Source organism: Lentzea sp. NPDC020367 (assembly GCF_044387305.1).
Taxonomy (GTDB): domain Bacteria; phylum Actinomycetota; class Actinomycetes; order Mycobacteriales; family Pseudonocardiaceae; genus Lentzea.
Map to the genome: position 1 here is coordinate 726,508 of NZ_JBIRVV010000001.1, position 19,168 is coordinate 745,675.

Consider the following 19,168-nt stretch of genomic DNA (forward strand, 5'->3'; position numbering starts at 1 on the left):
CGTTGATCTCCGCTCAGCCCCGGAAGGCGGAGTCGATGAAGTCGCGCACGAGCTGATGAAGCTTCTCCGGGTCGTCGTGCCGCAACATGTCCGTCCCGTGCCGCCCACCCGGCACGATCTCCAGGTGCTTGTCCGCGGCCGCCGAAGCCTCGTACAACCTCCGCGTCTCCTTGATCATGTTGCCGCTGTAGTCCTCGGGCGACACGGCGAAGAACGACGGCGCGGTGATCCTCCTGGCAGCCGCCTCCCCGTCCTGACCAGCGCACTTCGCGGGTGACGAGAGGATCAGCAGCCCGGTCAGCTTCGGCTCGTCCGCCGCCGTCACCGCACTCGACGTGCCACCGCACGAGGCGCCGCCCAGCAGCACCCTGTCCGCACCGAACGAGTGCAGCGCGGCGAGCGCGGCCCGTGTGTCCCGATCGATGTGGTCGTTGTCCTCGGACGTCTCCGACGCGCCGTGGTTGCGGTACTCGAACAGCACGACGTGATACCCGGCCGCGGCCAGTTCCTCGCCCAGCGCCAGCCACGAGCACATGTAGTAGCCCTGCTCGTGGGACAGCAGTACACCGCGATCGCCGCCGCCCAGCTCCATTGCGGACAGACGCACACCGTCCGAAGTGGTCAGTGTGAAGACGTTCTTGTCGAGTGCTTCGGGGACGCAGGTGTTGACCTGGCGGCCGGCGGCGGTCTTGCGCGTCCGTTCGGGCACGTGCGGGGCGTAGTCGACCGCGGGCGGGTACGGGGCCTTCGTCGTCGTGGTGATGGTGGTAGTTGTGTTCGAGGTGGACTCCGGGGGCGCCGCGGTACCGGCTGTGCACGAACTCACGGTGAGAGCGAACAGTGCCGACAGGAGACAGGTGGTGCGTGCGGTCATGGCCGCATGGTGCCAACCAGTTGTGAGGAAATTGTCAGCTACGTTCGCGCTGCCTGCAACGAAGGACGGTGTCATGAAACTTCTGCTCGACCGGATCAGCCTGGGCTTCATCGCGGTCACGTCGGCGTACGTCGGTGGCTTCGCCTACTTCGCCCCGAAGACCTGGTACGACACGTTCCCGGGACTGGGCCTGCGCTGGCTGCCCCAGCTCGGCCCCTACAACGAGCACTTCGCCAAGGACGTGGGCGCGGCCTACCTGGCGTTCACCGCGCTGAGCCTGATGGCTTTGGCCTACGCGAAGAAGCCGGGGGTCGTGCCGCTGGCAGGTGCCGCCCTGCTGGTCTTCAACACCCTGCACTTCCTCTACCACCTGACGATGCTGCACCTGTACGAGCCGCTTGACCAGGCGCTGAACGTGGTTCTGCTGAGCCTGCTCGTGGTGACGTCGGTCATTCCGGTGATCCCCGGCAGGGCGGCTGTCACGAATCGGAGCGCCACCTCGTCCCCCTGATGACACAGGTCAGGGATGAGGAGAACGGCGATGAGGGTGGCAGTGGCCGGCGGAACCGGTGTGGTCGGCAGGTTCGTGGTGCGGGAGCTGGAACGAACGGGGCACGACGCCGTGGTCCTGTCCCGCGGGACCGGTGTGGACCTGATGACCGGGCAGGGGCTCGTGGAACGGTTGACGGGCTGCGAGGCGATCATCGACGTCAGCAACCAGATGCTGCTGAGCAGGAAGGCGGCCGTCAGGTTCTTCGGGACCGTGACCACGAACCTGCTCGACGCCGGTGCGAGGGCGGGGATCGGCCACTTCCTGGCACTGTCCATTGTGGGCCTGGACAAGGTGGACACGGGCTACTACATGGGCAAACGCCGGCAGGAGGAGTTGGTCAGCGGCGGTCCGCTGCCGTGGACGATTCTGCGCGCCACGCAGTTCCACGAGTTCGCCGAACCACTGCTCGACGCGCGTGGCCCGTTCGTCGTGGTGCCGAAGATGCTGTGCCGCCCGGTCGCGGCCGCCGACGTGGCGACGAGGCTGGTGGAGTTGGTGGGACGGCCCGGCGAGTTCGTGCCGCCGATCGCCGGGCCGCGGGAGTTGCTCATGCAGGACATGGCGAAGCAGATCGCCGCGGCGCGAGGTGACCGCAAGATCCTCGTCCCGGTGCGGTTGCCCGGCCGCGTGGGCAGGGCGATGACCGGCGGCGCGTTGCTGCCGCAGGGGCCGTTCACCGAGGCGCCGGGCACGTTCGAGGAACACCTCGCCGAACTCAGGGCCCGGAGGTCAGCTGCTGCCTGATCTCGGCCTTGAGCACCTTGCCCACCTTGGACCGCGGCAGGTCCGGCCAGATCTCCACCTGTTTGGGCGCCTTCACACTGCCCAGCTGCTCCTTCACGAACGCGATCAACGCGTCGGAGTCGGCCTGGCCGGAGACCCGCAGCTGCACCACGGCGGTCACCCGCTCGCCCCACTTCGGGTCGGGCAGTCCGACGACGGCGCTGTCCTGGACCGCCGGATGGGCCCGCAACGCCTGCTCGACCTCGGCCGAGTACACGTTGAACCCACCGGTGATGATCATGTCCTTGGCGCGGTCGACGATGAACAGGTAGTTGTCCGCGTCGAGGTACCCGATGTCGCCGGTGTGGTGCCAGCCGAAAGCACTGACCTCCGCCGTGGCCGCCGGATTCTCGTGGTACCCGGCCATCACCAACGGACCGCGCACCACGATCTCGCCGCGTTCGCCCGCGGGCAGCAGCGTGCCGTCCGCGGCCATGATCGCGACCTGCGTCAGCGGCGTGGGCCTGCCCGCCGACGACAACCGGTCGACCGCGATCGACCCGTCCGGCAGGAAGTGGTCGGCAGGGGCGAGGGTGGCGATCATGTTCGGCGCCTCGGTCTGTCCGAACAGCTGGCCCATCACGGGCCCGATCCGGTGGAGTGCCTCGGTCAGCCGCACCGGGGACATCGGCGCGGCGCCGTACCAGAGGCACTGCAGCGAACCGAGTTCCGTCGAGTCCAGGGCGGGGTGGTCGAGCAGGCCGTAGATCACGGTCGGCGGCAGGAACGCGTGCGTGATCCGGTGGTGCTCGATCAGCCGCAGGAACTCGCCGAGATCCGGTGCGGGCATGATCACCGTCTCGCCGCCCAGTGACATGATCGGGAACGTGAGCACGCCCGCCGAGTGCGTGAGCGGGGCGAGCGCGAGGTAGCGCGGCCGGGCGCTGAACGGGTAGCTCATCAACGTCAGCGCGGTCGCGGTCTCCAGGTTGTGCCCGGTCAGCCGCACGCCCTTGGGACGCCCGGTCGTACCGCCGGTGCCCGCCAGCACGCAGAGGTCGTCGTCGGCCACGGAGACCGGTTCCGGCTCACGCCCGTGCTCGGAAAGCCAGTCGGAGAACGTGACCGCGCCCTCCACCTCGCCGTCCAGGCACACCAGCGTGGTCAGCGCGGGCAGATCGCCGCGGATCCGGTCGACCAGCGGTGCGAACTTCGCCTGGAAGAACAGGCACCGGCAGCCGAACAGGTCGAGCAGCTCGCGGTTCTCCGCCGCCTCGTTGCGGGGGTTGACCGGGCACCACACCGCGCCGGCCCGCGAGATGCCGAACACGCAGGTGAGCGCGAGCGGATCGTTGGCGGACAGCACCGCGACCCGGTCGCCGGGGGCGATCCCGCTGCCCTGCAACGCTCCCGCGATGGCACGGGAGCGTTGCTGCACCTCGGCGTAGCTCTGCGAGACCCCGCCGATGGTCAGGCAGGGCGCGTCGCCCCCGAGCGACGCGCCCTTGTCCAGGTAGTCGCAGAGGCGCATCAGCGGTGCACTTCGACGATCGGGTCGAGCACCAGGCCGAACGACCGCAGCGCGCCCAGCAGTTCCCGGTGCCCGAACGCCTGGCACCCGGACGCGAACCCGACGCGGCGAGGCGCGTCCTGCAACAGGTGCACGGCGGCGCGCACGTTCAGCAGCGCCGTCTGCTTGTAGTTGCAGTTGCCGTGGATCACGCAGCTCGCGCGGCCCAGCGGACCGGAAGCGTGCACGGAGTCGAGCGAGATGTTGATCCTCGGGTTCTCCCGCGGCGGCATCTCACTGCGCACCTGCGCGGAGAACGCGTCGACGATCTCGTACTTCTCCTTGTCCGACTTGCCTTCCATCTGTTCCAGCGCCGCCGCGACGATCTGCGGCACGCCCTGCATCAACGGCCGGTTGAAGACGCCGCCGAGCGCCCGCACCGACGCGACCCGCGGGTCCCTCTTGAACCACACCGGATGAGCCGTTCCACCCCACGGCAACGCCAGGCCCAGCTCGTGCTGGCCGGGCACGACGAGCTCGTAGAGACCGGCGTCCGCGGGCCATTCCACGTACTCGTTCTGCTCCAGGTAGAAGGCCTTCGAGAACGCGGCGTTCGTGAGGATGGTGTTGGTGGAGGCGACGGTGGGATAACCCTTCCAGAACACCCCGATGTCCAAAGTGTCCAGTCCGGGCTGCTCCAGGCAGATCTGCGCGGCGATCTCGCCGACCGTGTACATCTGCGCGATGCCGGGGGAGAGCAGCAGGCCCTGCTTCGCGAACTCGGCGCCGTACCGGGCGTCGGAGTCGATCATCCAGTCCTGCTCGCCGTTGGTGTCGGTGTAGTGCGCGCCGACGTTCAGGCTCGCCTGCACCGCCTCGTGGCCGTAGCGGGAGAACGGGCCGACGGTGTTGAGCACGACCTTGGCCCCGGTGAACGCCTCGGTCAGCGCCGCCTCGGTGTGCTCGACCTCGAGGACGTCGTAGTCGACCGTCTCGATGCCGGGCACGGCGTCGACGGTCTCCTTGACCCTCTTGCCATCGCGGCCGGCGGCGAGGAACGGGATCCCGTACTCGCGCAGGTACTCGCAGATCAGGCGTCCGGTGTAGCCGGAGGCTCCATAAACGACGACAGGCTTGTCGGTAGGCACGGTCACATCCCCATTCCGCCGTCGACCGGGAGACCCGCCCCGGTGATGAACTTGGAGGCGTCGGACGCGAGGAAGACCACCGCGTCGGCCATGTCGTCGACCTGCCCGAGCCGGCCGAGCGGCGTGAGCTCCACGACCGCGCCGACGGCGGCCTCGACCGACGGGAACAGGCCCAGCTGGGCGCAGTCCACGGCCAGCTGGTTGCCCATGGCGGTGGGCGTGAGGCCGGGGTAGATGCAGTTGACGCGCACGCCGTAGCCGAGCTTGCCGGACTCCGCGGCCGCGACCCTGGTCAGCCGGTCGATGGCGGACTTGGTCGCCGAGTAGACGCTGATGCCGGGGAAGGCGATGGTCGCCGCGACGGACGCGACGCTGATGATCGAGCCGCCGTTGCCCGCCGCGCCGCCGGGACGCATCGCGCGCAGGCCGTGCTTCATGCCCAGCGCGGTGCCCAGGACGTTCACGTCGAGCATCTTGCGGACGTCGGCGGGGTCGAGCTCGGTGATCAGGCTGGTGATCTCGATGCCCGCGTTGTTCACGAGGATGTCGAGGCCGCCGATCGCGTCGACCGCCGTGCTCACCGCGGAGGCCCAGCTCGCGTCGTCGGTGACGTCCAGCGGAACGAACTCCGCCGTGGCGCCCGAGTCACGCAACGCCTGGGCGGTCTGCTTGCCCTCCTCCTCCAGGACGTCGCCGATCAGCACCGCCGCGCCGGCCTGCGCCAGGGCCTGGGCCATGCCTGCGCCCAGTCCTCGCGCACCCCCGGTGACCAGCGCTTTCCGCCCGTCCAGCTGATAACTCGTCATTGAGTCGCCTCCTCGGTGAGATGGCTCACACACTAGCTTTTCCTTGACAGTCGTCAAGTTTTTCTTTGACGACTGTCCAAGATTTTTTGGACGTTTGGTCAAGGTTTGTCGCAGTGAGCGTTAGGATCCGAGGCGTGACGGATGTCGCTTCGCGCAAGCAGGACCGCATCACCCGCCGGCAGGTCGACAAGTTCGACGCCCGGCGGACCGAACTCGCCGTGGCGACCCTGCACACGCTGGCCGAACTGGGGTACGCGCGGACGAGCCTGCGGGAGATCGCGCAGAACTCCGAGTTCTCCCACGGGGTCCTGCACTACTACTTCGCGGACAAGCGGGACCTGATCACCGAGGCCGTCCGCCAGTACGAGGTCGTCTGCGTGACGCGCTACGACGAGGTCGTGGCCACCTCCACGACGGCGGACCAGCTGCGGGACGAGTTCGTGGCGATGTTCTTCGACACCCTCGGCCAGGACGCGACGCTGCACCGCCTCTGGTACGACCTGCGCAACCAGAGCCTGTTCGACGAGTCGTTCCGCGCCGACGTGCTGGACATCGACGGCCACCGCGAGGACATGGTGTGGCGCGTGGTCAGCCGCTACGCCGAACTGGTCGGCGGCACGGTCGCCGTCTCGCCCACCATGATCTACGTGACGCTCGACGGCATCTTCCAGCGGGCGCTGCTGAACCACCTGGCGGGCAACGCGGACAACGTCGCCCAGTTGCGCGTCGAGTTGCCGGCCGCGATCGGTCTGATGGTGACCAAGGCCGAATAGCGGCCATATCGCCGGTATATCGATAACCGCATACGGGCCGGCAACGCCGTGCTGTCTTGACTGAGACGCATGGCAACGGGCATCACGATTTACGGGTGCGGACAGGACGAGGCCGTCCTGTTCCGGAAAATGGCACCCCGCTGCGGCGTGACACCGACCATCATCGAAGAAGCGGTGTCCGAGTCCAACGCCGAACTGGCGCGCGGAAACCGGTGCGTCAGCGTCGGCCACAAAACCCGCATCACCACTGCCACGCTTTCGGCGCTCGCTCGTGCCGGCGTGCGCTACATCTCCACCCGAAGCGTCGGCTTCGACCACGTCGACGTGGAGCACGCCGAGAGCCTGGGCATCACCGTCGGGAACATCGCCTACTCACCCGACAGCGTCGCCGACTACGCGGTGATGTTGATGCTGATGGTCATCCGGGACATGAAGTCCGTGTTGAGACGAGCCGACCTGCACGATTACCGGCTTCAGGCCGTGCGCGGCAAAGAACTGCGCGACCTGACCGTCGGGGTGGTCGGCACCGGGCGCATCGGCGTGGCGGTCCTGGACCGGCTGCGCGGCTTCGGCTGCGGCGTGCTGGCCCACGACAGCAGGCCCCGCAACTCCGCCGACTACGTGCCGCTGGACGAACTGCTGCGGCTGTGCGACATCGTCACGCTGCACACGCCGTTGAACGCGGGAACACATCATCTCCTCGACCGCGACCGCATCGGGCTGATGAAGCACGGCGCCGTCGTCGTCAACACCGGACGCGGCCCGCTCATCGACACCAAGGCGCTGGTCGAGGCGTTGGAAAGTGGTCGTCTGGGCGGCGCGGCATTGGACGTGGTCGAAGGCGAGGAAGGAATCTTCTACGCCGACTGCCGTGCGCGCGAGATCGACAGCGAACCGCTGACGCAGTTGCAAAGAATGCCGAACGTGCTCATCAGCCCGCACACGGCTTATTACACGGACCACGCCCTGAGCGACACCGTGGAAAACAGTCTCATCAACTGCCTGCACTTCGAAAACGGGGGAAAAGCATGACCAAGGTGAAGATCGGGATCATCTTCGGCGGATCGTTCGAGGAGCATCCCGTCTCGGTGAAGTCCGCGCAGGAGGTCGCGGGGAGCCTCGACACCGCGAGGTACGACCCGTTCTGGATCAAGATCACGCGCGGCGGTGACTGGAGGCTGTGCGACGGCCCGGACGCGGCGGACGGCCGCCCGGTCGTGCTCTCGCCCGGCGGACTGCTCGTCCTGGACGGGGACCGGTTCGAGTCGATCAGCCTGGACGTCGTCTTTCCCGTGCTGCACGGCAGGCTGGGGGAGGACGGCGCGGTGCAGGGCCTGCTGGAGCTGTCGGGCGTGCCGTACATCGGCTGCGACGTCCAGAGTTCCGCGCTGTGCATGGACAAGTCCCTCACGTACGTCGTCGCCAGGAGCGCCGGGGTGGCGACGCCGAACTTCTGGACCGTGACGCCGGACGAGAAGGTCGAACTCAGCGAGCTCACCTACCCGGTGTTCGTCAAGCCGGCCCGCTCCGGGTCGTCGTTCGGCGTCACGAAGGTGTCCGCGGAGGACGAGCTGGCGGTCGCGGTGGAGGTCGCCCGGCAGTACGACTCGAAGGTGCTGATCGAGGAAGCGGTGGCCGGCAGCGAGATCGGCTGTTCGATCCTGGGCGACGGCCTGGACCTGGTCGCCGGCGAGCTGGACCGGGTCGCGCTGACCCACGGCTTCTTCCGCATCCACCAGGAGAGCACGCCCGAAACGGGTTCGGAGAACTCGACGTTCATCGTGCCCGCGGACATCCCGGAGGAGTCGCGCGCACTCGTCCAGGAGACGGCAAAGGTCATCTACCGCGCCCTGGGCTGCTCCGGGCTCGCCCGCGTCGACATGTTCCTGACGCCGGACGGGAAGGCGGTCCTCAACGAGGTCAACACCATGCCCGGCCTCACCTCCTACAGCCGTTACCCGAGGATGATGGCGGCCGCGGGCCTGTCGCTCGGCGACGTGATCGACCGGCTGGTGTCGCTGGCGGGCAGGTCCCGGTGAACCCGGACTTCGTCTTCGTGGACGAGTGCGCGCCCGGAATCCGCTGGGACGCCAAGTACGCCACGTGGGACAACTTCACCGGCAAACCCGTCGACGGCTACCTCGTCAACCGCGTCGTCGGCACCCGAGCCCTGACCGCCGCGCTGGAGAAGGCGCACGAGAAGGCCGAGTCGCTCGGCTTCGGCCTGCTGCTGTGGGACGGCTATCGCCCGCAACGCGCCGTGGACTGCTTCCTGCGCTGGGCGGAACAACCCGGGGACAGCAGGACCAAGGAGCGGTACCACCCGAACATCACCAGGGCGGAGATGTTCGAGAAGGGTTACGTGGCAAGGAGATCAGGCCACAGCCGAGGCAGCACGGTCGACCTGACGCTGTATCACCTGGCCACTGGCGAACTCGCGCCGATGGGCGGCGACCACGACCTGATGGACCCGATCTCGCACCACGGCGCGTCCGGGATCACCGAGGCCGAAACGGCGAACCGGCAGCACCTCTGCTCGATCATGGAAGCCTGCGGGTTCCACCGCTACGACAGCGAGTGGTGGCACTACACGCTGATCGACGAGCCCTACCCGGACACCTACTTCGACTTCCCGATCGGCTGAGGTGTCGCGCCCCGGCGGGCTGGTGGGGCTCGGTGAACCCCACCAGCGTGAGCACTACGGCGTGTTCGCGACCTTGATCTTGCCGTCGACGATGTCCTTCTTGTAGCCCTCGAGAATGCCCTGCAGCTTCGCGTCGATCTTGCCGCCGGACGTGGCGTAGCCCATGCCGTTGACCTTCAGGTCGAAGACCTTCGGCAGCGACGCGAGGTCGTTCTTGGCGGCCGCGTGGAAGAAGTCGTAGACGGCGACGTCCACGCGCTTGAGGCTCGACGCCACGATGACGTCCTTGTTGGCGGCGACGGCGGGCTGGTTGTACTGGTCGGCGTCGCAGCCGATCGCGAGCACGCCCGCCTGCTTGACCGCGGCGAACACGCCGAGACCGGAGGCGCCGGCGGCCGGGTAGACGACGTCGGCGCCCTTGTCGATCAGGCCCTTCGCGGCCTCCTGGCCCTTCGGCGGGTCCTGGAAGCCGGTGAAGTCGCCGGCCGGGGTGATGTACTTCTTGTCGATCTTCACCTTGGGCGCGGCGGTGCGGGCACCCTGGTTGTAGCCCGCCTCGAACTTCTGGATCAGCGGGATGTCCACGCCGCCGACGAAGCCCACGTGGCACTTCTTGCTCTGGTACGCGGCGACGACGCCCGCGAGGAACGCGCCCTCCTGCTCGGCGAAGACCAGCGGCGTGACGTTGGCGGCGCCGTCGACGGCGGAGTCGACCAGGCCGAACTTGACGTTCGGGAACTCCGGCGCGACCACCTTGAGCGACTCGGTGTACGCGAAGCCGACGCCGACGATCGGGTTGAAGCCCTCGGCCGCGAGCTGGCGCAGGCGGGTCTGCTTCGCCGCCTCGTCCTCGTTCGGCGCGGCGGAGAGCTCGCGGGTGTTCTCCTTCTTGACGCCCATGTCCTTGATCGCCTGGTCGAACCCGAGGGCGGCGAGGTCGTTGAACGACGCGTCGCCGCGGCCGCCGATGTCGTAGGCCAGGCCGATCTTCAACGCGCTGCCGTCGACCTTGTCGCCGGCAGCGGCGCTGGTGCTGGACGTGGCGGGCGCGGTGGGCGGCGTCGAGAACTCGCAGGCGCTGCCGGACGTGGTGGGCGTGGTGCCACCACCGGAGTCCTTAGCGCAGGCGCTCACCGCCATGAGGCTGGTCAGCGCGATCGCGGCCACGGCGGTGCCACGCATACGACGACGCACGGTTCGTCTCCTCTAACTCGGCTTTAGGAGGCGGACGGTACCTCGCACCTCGATCAAACCGGTTGAGAGTTCACTTACTGGGATCGAGAACTTTACGGAAGACCAGGAAGTCGCACGGGCACGCCAGGTGCGGCACCAGGAACGGATACGCGCTCTCCAGGCTGTCCTTGCGCACGACCTGATAGCCGATCCGCGTGTACCAGCCGCGCAGGAACTCCTTGACCGGATGTGCCCACCCCTGCGGCACCAGCAGTTCCAGCTGCATCTCCGCGAAGCCGCGCTCACGGCCCCAGTTCTCGGCGAACGACACGAGGTCGCGGCCGATGCCGGTGCCGCGCTCCTCCGGCGCGGCGACCAGCATCCCGAACTCGCCGACGCCGTCCTCGATCTCGTGCACGCGCACCGAACCCACGATGCGCTCGCCCGACCTGAGCACCGCGATCTGCCCGCTGGAGATGAGCTCCGCGACCTCCTCCGGGGTGGTCCGGGCGCCGCTTTCCTGCCAGATCCCTTGTTCCGCGTCGGCGTACACGCGGTTGATCAGGCCCGCGATCTCCGCGGCCAGTCCGGTGTCGGAGAGGAAGACGGGAGTCACCACGGCGACGGCTGGGAGATCTTGGCGAGCTCGTCCGCGTGCTGGAGCACGCCGAGTTCGCGCAGCATGCGGTCGCGTTGGGTGGCGTCGTGCGCGACGTGCGACGCGTGCAGCGCCTTGCGCAGACGTGCCTTCCGGCGCGGCGTCCACCGGCTCGCGATGGCCAGCTTGGCTGCACGCAGCGCGGCCTTGTCCCGGGTGCGCGCGGCGGCGTCCCGGTGGTCGTCGCCCAGACCCAGCAACGACAACAGCCGTTCCCGGAGCTCACGGCCCACACGTGCCCACGTCGTCGTGCGCTGCCGCGAGGCGCGGATCTCGATGCCGAGTGCGAGGTGCAGCATGACGAGGCCGAGGACCGGTCCGAGCAGGACACGGGCGGTGCCGGCGACCGGGCCGGACAGGCTGAAGGCCGCGAAGGCGGCGAACGCGGTCAGGGCCCACGCCACGAGGCGGGCCGGACCGGGGCGGCCGTCCCGACGAACGCCGCCGCGCATGGCCCAGCCGCACGCGACGAGCGCCGCCTCCATCACGGAGAACAGGACGACCCGCTCGACGACGTCGGTGATGCCCAGGCGCTGTTCGAAGAACCGCCACGAGGTGTCGACGCTGACGCCGATGCTCATCAGCGCGACGGCGTAGAAACCCTTGGCACCGGCGGGCTTCGACGGCTCCGCGGGCTCTGCGGGTTCCACAGGTTCGGGAGCGGGGGCCTCCGCCTTGTCGAGCTCGGCGATCAGTTCCGGCGTCAGCAGCACGTGACCGCCCGTGTCGGTCATGCCGTTGCGCGCACGCCAGTCGTTCACGATCGTCCTGGCGTGAGAACTGGTGGGCACCAGCTGGTCCTGCTTGTGCAGCCAGCGGCGAACATCCTCAACCGTGCCGCCGCGCGGCATGTGCTCCAGCGCGTACTCGATCCTGGCCTTGTGGGTCTTCAGCCGGGATAACTCAGCGCGGTGGTCGGTCAGGGTGCCGACCTCGTCCGTGGTCACTCGTGCTCTCCGTCCTCATGTGGGTGAACTTTCAGGGGCACGCGGACGCGCTGGACCCTACCCGGCTACCACGCGTGAACATCATCGGTTTCGACGTTGACACTGTCACGGTTGCAGTGTCACTATCGTGGGGTGTGGACGCTCGACGAGTTGCTGGACCGTGTCTCCGCCGCGCTGACGGCGGAGTACTCGGGCGCGCCCAACGGCCGCGTCCGGGACGTGCCCGACAAACGGGCCGTCCGCTGGTACGCGACGACGGGGCTGGTCGACCGGCCATCGGCGATGCGCGGCCGCACCGCGTTGTACGAGAAGCGCCACCTGCTCCAGCTCGTGGCGGTGAAGAGACTTCAGTCGCAGGGGAGGACGCTGGCCGACATCCAGACGGAGCTCGCGGGCGCCACCGACACGACGCTGGTGGCCATCGCCCGCGTGCCGGAGCACCTGTTCGAGTCCGGCGAGGCACCGCCGCCGGAGGCGGTTCGCCCGAGGTTCTGGGCCGAACCCACCGCCGCACCGCCCGCTCCACCCGCACCTCCGGAGGCGTTCGCGCTCAACGGCGTCGCGCTCGGCGGAGGTGCCGTGGTGCTGATACCCGGAACGCCGACCGCCGCCGACCGCGCCGACATCGCCGCCGCCGCCCGGCCACTGCTCGACCTGCTCGCCGCCCGTGGCCTGCTCAACGAAAGGGACCCGTCATGACCATCTCCGTCGCCCCGATGAAGGCCGCCGAAGCCGACCGCATCGGCCGGACGACCGAGGACGCGGGTATCGGCGCGCTGCGCACCGACCGCGGCAACCTGCCGCTGGAGCGGCTCGACGTGCGAGCGGCGATCACCGGTCTGGTCGGCCGCGTCGTGCTGACGACCGGGTTCGTGAACACCTATGACACCGCACTTGAAGCGACCTACGTGTTCCCGTTGCCGGATCGCGCCGCCGTCACCGGTATGAAGATGACCGCCGGCGACCGCACCGTGGAAGCCGATCTGCAGGAACGCGCCCAGGCCCGCCAGACGTACGACGACGCGATCGCCGCGGGCAAAAGAGCATCCATTGTGGAGGAAGAACGGCCCGACGTCTTCACCATGCGGGTCGGCAACATCCCGGCGGGCGAACGCGTCACCGTCGAGCTGACCCTGGTGGGGCCGCTGGTGTTCGAGGACGGCGCGGCCACGTTCCGGTTCCCGCTGGTGGTGGCGCCGAGGTACGTGCCGGGCACGCCTTTGCCAGGACCGTCGGTGGGCGACGGGTACGCGCAGGACACGGACGTGGTGCCGGATGCTTCCCGCATCACGCCGCCCGTGCTGCTGCCGGGCTTCCCGAACCCCGTGCGGCTGGGCATCGGCGTCGAGATCGACCCGGCCGGCCTGGAGCTCGGCGAGGTGCGGTCGAGCCTGCACACCGTGGTCGCCGAGGGCAACACCGTGACGGTCGCGCCGGGTGAGCGGGTCGACCGCGACTTCGTGCTTCGCCTGGCGTACCAGGGGAACAGCTCCGCGGTCGTGTGCGTGCCCGACCTGGACGACAGCGGTGAGGGCACCTACCAGCTGACCGTTCTGCCGCCCGAGCCCGAGGCCCCGGTGCGCGCACGGGACGTCGTGCTGCTGCTCGACCGCTCCGGCAGCATGTCCGGCTGGAAGATGGTCGCGGCCAGGCGCGCGGCGGCCCGCATCGTCGACACGCTGACCGCGGACGACACGTTCTCCGTGATCACCTTCGACGACCGCCTGGACCGGCCGGAGACTCTCGGTTCGGCGCTGGTCACCGCCACGGACCGGCACCGCTTCCGCGCCGTCGAGCACCTGGCGGCCGTGCAGGCCCGCGGCGGCACCGAGATGTACGAACCGCTGCGGCAGGGCCTGAGCCTGCTCGCCGACGCGACCTCGGACCGCGACCCCGTCCTCGTGCTGGTCACGGACGGCCAGGTCGGCAACGAGGACCAGATGCTGCGCGACATCGCGCCGATGATCAACCGGACGCGGATCCACGCCGTCGGCATCGACACGGCCGTGAATGCGGGCTTCCTCGGCAGGCTGGCCGCCGCCGGGGCGGGTCGCTGCGAACTGGTCGAGAGCGAGGACCGGCTCGACGAGGCGATGACGCACATCCAGCGGCGCATCGGCGCGCCGGTCATCACCGACGTGGTGCTGTCGCCGTCGTCCGACCTGCCCAAGCAGCCGACGGCCATCTATCCGGGTGTGCCGCTGGTGGCCTTCGGCCGGTACCGGGGCGCGGCGCCGGAGTCGTTCAGCGTGCGCGGCCGTACCCGGGACGGTGCGGACTGGCAGGAGACGGTGGCCGTGCAACGGCACACGTCACCGGCCGTCCGGGCGCAGTGGGCCCGTGCCGCGCTGCGTGACCTGGAGGACCGGTACGCGGTCGGTGACCGGTCGCTGGAGTCGTCGATCGTAGAGACCTCGTTGAAGTTCGGGGTGTTGTGCCGCTTCACCGCGTTCGTCGCGGTGGACGAGCGGGTGGTGTCCGACGGGACGGTGCACCGGGTGGTGCAGCCGGTCGAGCAGCCCGCCGGATGGGCGCCTCAGGTACCGCAGTTCGCGATGCCGGTGGCGGCGGCGCCGAGCTTCGCGGGTGGCGCGCCTGGCGGCGGCTATGGCGCACCTCCGCCCGCGGCCGCGCCGATGGCCAGGGCCGCGGCGCCGAAGCTGATGCGTGACTCCGCGTCGATGCCCGTGCCGCCGCCGATGCCCATGCCAGTGCCCGTGCCGGAATCCACGGACCTGCGGGAGATCGTCGCGCTGGAGGTCCAGCGCCTGGAGAGGGACGCGGCACTGCCCTCGTGGGAGCGCCGCGACCTGCTCGCCGACCTGGCCAGCCGGCTCGGCACCCTGATCGCCGGTCGGCAGGGCGAGGCCCACGCGCCGTTGCACGGCCTGGTCGCGGAGATCACGGCCGGCGGTGACGTCGACAAGCTGTGGGCGCGGGCGCTGGAGGTGCTGCGAGAGTTCGTGGCGGGGAAGACCGCCGAGCCGGAGCGGCGCCGCAGGTTCTGGCGCTGATCGGACGATTGCCCGCCGGGTGGTCGTGCCGGAACGCTCTTCGGTGTGAGCGCGTTCGGTGAGTGGACGACAGTCGAGGGCCTGCCCGCGTTCGAGTACCGGGCGGGCCCTCGGCCGTGGGATCCGATCATCGACCCGCCGTCGTCGACGCATCGGGTGCACGTCGGCAACCGCCGGATCACGTTGGTCGCCGACAGCGACGGGTTGTTCGGCCTGTGGGACGAGCACCTCGGGTGCCGGTGGATCGCCGAGCACACCGGGATCGCTCGGTGTGGAGATCAGCTTCTCGACTCGTCCGCGAAGCTGTTCGGGCCGACCTTCTGCCGGATGGCGGTGGTGTCGGGCGAGGTCGAGATCGAACGCACGGTGCTGTGCCCGGAGGGCGAGGTGCCGTGGGTGCTGATCAGGGTCGACGTGCTCAACCGGGGCGACGCGGTGCTGCGCGGGACGTTGGGCGAGGAGTGGGAGGTGCGGCCGCGCCTGGTGGATCTGGAGTTCGGGCCCGTTCGCGGCGACGCTCCGCCGGACGCACCCGTGGTGGCGCTGGAGAACTTCGGCGGCGACCGGGTGGAGACCACGGCCGGACCGCTGGTGGTCGGGAGTGAGCTGGATCTGCAGCCGGGTGAGCGGACGACGGCGTGGTTCCGGTTCGGTCTGCTCGACGGGCCCGCGGACCCGGAAGCCTTGTACACGACCAGTCTGGCCGGCCTGAGGAACCGCCTCCCGTCGGCTCCCGCCGAGATCCAGTGGCACGCCGCGTTGCTGACGGGCGGCGCCTGCGTGGACGGCGTGCTCGGCGGGCACACGCTGAACCAGGGGTCGGCCTACTCGTTCCGTCACGGTTTCAACGGCGCCGCGAGGGATCCGCTTCAGCACGCCCTGCCGTTGGTGCACCTCGAGCCGGACTTGGCGCTGTCGGTGCTGCGCAACACCTGTGCCTGGGGAAGCCCGGACGGCGACCTCCCGTATGCGCTCGACGGCCGCAAACAACCCTGGACGCAGCTGTTCCGCCCGTCCGACCAGAACCTGTGGGCGCTCTGGCTCGCCGCCGAGTACGCGGCCGCGACCGGCGACCTCGCCTCGTTCCGCGAACTCGTGCCCTACCACCCTTGCCACAGCGCCGATCCAGTTCCACTCGCCGAGAACCTGAGGCGCCAGTTCCGGTTCTTCGTCGACGAGGTGGGCGTGGGGGAACACGGCCACGTCCGGATCCTGAACGCGGACTGGAACGACCTCGCGATCAAAGAGTCCGGTGTGGACCGTGAGCTGATGATCGAGCAGGGGGAGTCGGTCCTGAACTCGGCGATGGCCGCCTGGGTGCTTCCGCTGTACGCGGACCTCGCCGACCGGCTGGGTGATGCCGCCACGGCTACCGAGGCACGCGACCGCGCCGCCGCACTCCGTTCGCTGGTCGCGGGGGAGTGGAACGGCCGTTGGTTCAGGCGCGCACACGGCCCTGGCGGCAAGGTCGTGGGCGATCACGACCTGTGGCTGGAAGTGCAGCCGTGGGCGATCCTGTGCGGTGCCGCCACTCCGGACCAAGCGCGCGCACTGCTCACCACGATCGACGAGACGTGCCGGGCCGGTTCGCCACTGGGCGCTCGTCATCGGTGGCCCGTTCCCGACGGCACGCAGGGCCAGGTGTGGTCGTCGGTCAACATGACGCTGATCTGGGCGGCTTCTGCCTACTTCCCGGACCTGGCGTGGGACGAGTGGCGACGCATGACCCTGCACGCGCACACGGCCGCCTATCCAGACGTGTGGACGGGCACGCTGTCCGGTCCTGACTGCTATCTCGCGCCGGAGAGCGACCGCCCCGGCGAGACGTGGGCGCTGCCTGACTTCGGCACCGCGATGCAGGCGTACCCCGTGGCGAACCTGCACAGCCACGCCCAGCCTTTGCTGGCGTATCTGCGGTTGAACGGGGTCGTACCTCGATTCGGTGAACGAGCGTGACGTTTCGGGGCCTGGTGCGGTCCTGACGTCGTGTCCCTGCGCCAGTTGCCCGAGGACGAGCGGCTCTCGCTCGTCGAGCAGACCGCGCTGTGCCACCCGGCCGTGCACAGCGTCGAACTGTCCTCAGAGGACGGTATCCGCGTCGAGGTCGTGGTGTGGCGCGGAAGTTCGCCGTTGCGGACCGTCCACGACATCGCCACGGCACTCGGCGCGGTGCTTCCGGGCGTGCCCGTGCGCCTGACGGTGTCCGCCGTCGCCTACAGGAGGCGTGCCACGACTCTGCTCGCGGTTTACAAATAACCACCTCTTGTCAAACTGGCTTTACATGTCCTACCGTTCTGTCAACCTCCTGAGGAGCGTGGCATGAGCGACAAGAAGGCAACGGTGCCCGTCGGCTCAACCGAGCAGTGGACGGACGGCAAGCGGTACCTGTGGCTGCTGGGGCTGGTCGTGCCGTCCCTGGCGTTCCTGGCGATCGGGATGCACGCGGCGACGGGCTGGGGCGTGTGGTTCTGGATCGGCCCGATCGTGGTGCTGGTCATCGTCCCGGCGATCGACCTCTTCGCGGGCCTCGACCGCAGCAACCCTCCCGACGACGTGATCGAGCGGCTGGAGAACGACCGCTACTACCGCTGGATCACCTACCTGTTCCTGCCGATCCAGTACGTCGGGTTCGTGGTGGCGTTCTGGCTGATCGCGCGCGGCGATCTGTCCGTTGTGGACAAGATCGGCCTGGCGGTGTCGATCGGGTGCATCGGCGGCATCGGCATCAACACGGCGCACGAGTTGGGGCACAAGAAGGAGAGCCACGAGCGCTGGCTGTCGAAGATCGCGCTGGCGCAGAGCTTCTACGGCCACTTCTACATCGAGCACAACCGCGGCCACCACGTGCGGGTCGCGACGCCGGAGGACCCGGCGAGCAGCAGGGTGGGCGAGAGCTTCTACCGGTTCTGGCCGCGCACCGTGTTCGGCTCGGTCAAGTCGGCGTGGCGCCTCGAACGCAAGCGCTACGGGAGGCGCGACCGGCACCCGTACCGCCTGGGCAACGACGTGCTCAACGCGTGGCTGATGTCCGCCGTGCTGTGGGCGGCGATGATCACCTGGCTCGGTGTCGGGATCGTGCCGTACCTGCTGGTTCAGGCGGTGATCGGCTTCTCGTTGCTGGAGGTCGTGAACTACATGGAGCACTACGGGATGCTGCGGCAGAAGGTCGGGGCGCCGGACCGCAGGCGGTACGAGCGGGTCGACCCGAGCCACAGCTGGAACTCCAACAACATCGCCACCAACGTCCTGCTTTACCACCTGCAGCGGCACAGCGACCACCACGCCAACCCGACCCGGCGCTACCAGACGCTGCGAGACTTCGCCGAGTCCCCGGTGCTGCCGACCGGCTACGCGGGCATGATCCTGCTGGCCCTGGTGCCGCCGTTGTGGCGGCGCGTGATGGACCCGCGGGTGCAGGGCCACTTCGGCGGTGACATCAGCCGCGCCAACATCCAGCCCGGCAAGCGCGCGAAGGTCCTCGCCCGTTACGGCGGCGTGGACATCGGTGAGGAGGTCGTCACCGACACCCGCGGCGACGCGACCGCGGGCGGCATGTGTCCTGGCTGCGGCTACGTCTACGACGAGAAGACGGGCGACCCGCGCGAGGGCTTCCCGGCCGGAACGTCGTGGGCGGACATCCCGGACTCCTGGTGCTGCCCGGACTGCGGGGTGCGCGAGAAGATCGACTTCGTGGCGCCGGGACGCGTCGGCACGGCCTAGGATCGCGGGCATGGGCGCGACTTCAGCGGCGGCTTCAGGTCGGCGGCAGCCGATCATCGAGGCGGCGATCGAGATGACCGCCCGCGACGGCTGGGCCGCGGTCACCATGACGCGGCTCGCCGAGCAGGTCGGGGTCAGCCGCCAGACCGTCTACAACGAGATCGGCTCGAAGAACTCCCTGGCCGACGCGATGCTCACGCACGAGCTCGGCCGGTTCCTCGCCGCGATCGGCGACGCGTTCGACCGGCACGCCGACGACCTGGTCGAGGCGATCTACGACGCCGTCCGCGACGTCCTCGACCTGGCCCGCGACAACCTGCTGGTCCGCGCCATCGCCTCGGCGACGCACGGCGCGGACACCGAACTGGTACCGCTGCTGACCACGCAGGCCGAAACCCTGCTGCTCGAGGTCAAGGCGATGCTCGCGGCACGGGTCGAGTCCTACCGGCCCGGCCTCACCGGCGAGCAGATCGAGGTGCTGATCGACCTCATGACCAGGACGGTGCTCAGCCACGTCATCCAACCGACGGGCACCCCGGCCGGCACCGCCGACGGCCTGGCGTGGCTCGCGTCACGTGTGCTGGAGGAGCCCGCGAGGAAACCCCTTCGCTACGGGTGACGAATG

Annotated in this window: 19 protein-coding genes; 12 read left to right on the plus strand and 7 right to left on the minus strand. The window is 69.2% G+C overall.

Going from position 1 to position 19,168, the window contains the following annotated elements:
• Positions 1-13 precede the first annotated feature (13 nt).
• The gene (locus tag ACH413_RS03200) at positions 14-874 is read right to left on the minus strand and encodes an alpha/beta hydrolase (protein WP_360030076.1); all 861 of its coding nucleotides are present in this window, start codon (positions 872-874) and stop codon (positions 14-16) included.
• A gap of 73 nt (positions 875-947) precedes the next feature.
• On the opposite strand from ACH413_RS03200, the gene ACH413_RS03205 reads away from it, so the two are divergent.
• Together ACH413_RS03205 and ACH413_RS03210 are read left to right on the plus strand one after the other, a co-directional pair.
• A complete protein-coding gene (locus ACH413_RS03205; protein ID WP_360030078.1) occupies positions 948-1,385 on the plus strand; it encodes a hypothetical protein in 438 nt (145 codons plus the stop codon).
• A gap of 30 nt (positions 1,386-1,415) precedes the next feature.
• The gene (locus ACH413_RS03210; protein ID WP_360030080.1) at positions 1,416-2,171 is read left to right on the plus strand and encodes an NAD(P)H-binding protein; all 756 of its coding nucleotides are present in this window, start codon (positions 1,416-1,418) and stop codon (positions 2,169-2,171) included.
• On the opposite strand, the gene ACH413_RS03215 is transcribed toward ACH413_RS03210, so the two are convergent.
• Genes ACH413_RS03215 through ACH413_RS03225 form a run of 3 tightly spaced genes read right to left on the minus strand, consistent with a single transcriptional unit; the run spans position 2,143 to position 5,614 of the window.
• Complete coding sequence (locus tag ACH413_RS03215) at positions 2,143-3,681, minus strand: long-chain fatty acid--CoA ligase (protein ID WP_360030082.1); 1,539 nt, start codon at positions 3,679-3,681, stop codon at positions 2,143-2,145. The two genes, ACH413_RS03210 and ACH413_RS03215, sit on opposite strands and share 29 nt — an antisense overlap.
• Positions 3,681-4,808 carry a DUF5938 domain-containing protein gene (locus ACH413_RS03220; RefSeq protein ID WP_360030084.1) on the minus strand — a complete coding sequence of 376 codons (1,128 nt, stop codon included), beginning with the start codon at positions 4,806-4,808 and terminating at the stop codon, positions 3,681-3,683. Before ACH413_RS03220 ends, ACH413_RS03215 begins: the two co-directional genes overlap by 1 nt.
• A 2-nt stretch (positions 4,809-4,810) precedes the next feature.
• Positions 4,811-5,614 (minus strand): SDR family NAD(P)-dependent oxidoreductase, encoded by an 804-nt coding sequence (locus ACH413_RS03225; RefSeq protein ID WP_360030086.1) that lies wholly within the window; start codon positions 5,612-5,614, stop codon positions 4,811-4,813.
• A 134-nt stretch (positions 5,615-5,748) separates the two neighbouring features.
• On the opposite strand from ACH413_RS03225, the gene ACH413_RS03230 reads away from it, so the two are divergent.
• From ACH413_RS03230 to vanX, 4 genes are all read left to right on the plus strand, one after another.
• The gene (locus tag ACH413_RS03230) at positions 5,749-6,387 is read left to right on the plus strand and encodes a TetR/AcrR family transcriptional regulator (protein WP_360030088.1); all 639 of its coding nucleotides are present in this window, start codon (positions 5,749-5,751) and stop codon (positions 6,385-6,387) included.
• Between the two features lie 69 nt (positions 6,388-6,456).
• Positions 6,457-7,419 carry a D-isomer specific 2-hydroxyacid dehydrogenase family protein gene (locus ACH413_RS03235; protein ID WP_360030090.1) on the plus strand — a complete coding sequence of 321 codons (963 nt, stop codon included), beginning with the start codon at positions 6,457-6,459 and terminating at the stop codon, positions 7,417-7,419.
• Entirely contained in the window at positions 7,416-8,426 is a 1,011-nt protein-coding gene (locus ACH413_RS03240) for a D-alanine--D-alanine ligase family protein (protein WP_360030092.1), read from the plus strand. The genes ACH413_RS03235 and ACH413_RS03240 overlap by 4 nt, the downstream gene beginning before the upstream one ends.
• On the plus strand, positions 8,423-9,031 hold the full coding sequence (gene vanX / locus ACH413_RS03245; protein ID WP_360030094.1) for a D-Ala-D-Ala dipeptidase VanX: 609 nt from the start codon (positions 8,423-8,425) through the stop codon (positions 9,029-9,031). The genes ACH413_RS03240 and vanX overlap by 4 nt, the downstream gene beginning before the upstream one ends.
• Positions 9,032-9,085: 54 nt before the next feature.
• Here vanX and ACH413_RS03250 read toward each other — a convergent pair whose 3' ends face one another.
• The 3 genes from ACH413_RS03250 to ACH413_RS03260 form a co-directional block, all read right to left on the minus strand.
• Entirely contained in the window at positions 9,086-10,213 is a 1,128-nt protein-coding gene (locus tag ACH413_RS03250) for a BMP family ABC transporter substrate-binding protein (protein WP_360030377.1), read from the minus strand.
• Between the two features lie 82 nt (positions 10,214-10,295).
• Positions 10,296-10,820, minus strand: a complete 525-nt coding sequence (locus ACH413_RS03255; protein ID WP_360030096.1) for a GNAT family N-acetyltransferase — start codon at positions 10,818-10,820, stop codon at positions 10,296-10,298.
• On the minus strand, positions 10,817-11,809 hold the full coding sequence (locus ACH413_RS03260; protein WP_360030098.1) for a hypothetical protein: 993 nt from the start codon (positions 11,807-11,809) through the stop codon (positions 10,817-10,819). The genes ACH413_RS03255 and ACH413_RS03260 overlap by 4 nt, the downstream gene beginning before the upstream one ends.
• Before the next feature lie 132 nt (positions 11,810-11,941).
• Between ACH413_RS03260 and ACH413_RS03265 the strand changes: the two genes are divergently transcribed.
• The 6 genes from ACH413_RS03265 (at position 11,942) to ACH413_RS03290 (ending at position 19,162) form a co-directional block, all read left to right on the plus strand.
• Positions 11,942-12,508, plus strand: coding sequence for a MerR family transcriptional regulator (locus ACH413_RS03265; RefSeq protein WP_360030100.1), 567 nt, complete (start codon positions 11,942-11,944; stop codon positions 12,506-12,508).
• Positions 12,505-14,823, plus strand: a complete 2,319-nt coding sequence (locus ACH413_RS03270; RefSeq protein WP_360030102.1) for a VIT domain-containing protein — start codon at positions 12,505-12,507, stop codon at positions 14,821-14,823. The genes ACH413_RS03265 and ACH413_RS03270 overlap by 4 nt, the downstream gene beginning before the upstream one ends.
• Positions 14,824-14,868: 45 nt before the next feature.
• Positions 14,869-16,779, plus strand: a complete 1,911-nt coding sequence (locus ACH413_RS03275) for a GH36-type glycosyl hydrolase domain-containing protein (RefSeq protein ID WP_360030104.1) — start codon at positions 14,869-14,871, stop codon at positions 16,777-16,779.
• A gap of 30 nt (positions 16,780-16,809) precedes the next feature.
• On the plus strand, positions 16,810-17,079 hold the full coding sequence (locus ACH413_RS03280) for a hypothetical protein (RefSeq protein WP_360030105.1): 270 nt from the start codon (positions 16,810-16,812) through the stop codon (positions 17,077-17,079).
• Between the two features lie 63 nt (positions 17,080-17,142).
• A complete protein-coding gene (locus tag ACH413_RS03285; RefSeq protein ID WP_360030107.1) occupies positions 17,143-18,543 on the plus strand; it encodes a fatty acid desaturase in 1,401 nt (466 codons plus the stop codon).
• Between the two features lie 10 nt (positions 18,544-18,553).
• Complete coding sequence (locus ACH413_RS03290; RefSeq protein ID WP_360030109.1) at positions 18,554-19,162, plus strand: TetR family transcriptional regulator; 609 nt, start codon at positions 18,554-18,556, stop codon at positions 19,160-19,162.
• Positions 19,163-19,168: the final 6 nt, after the last annotated feature.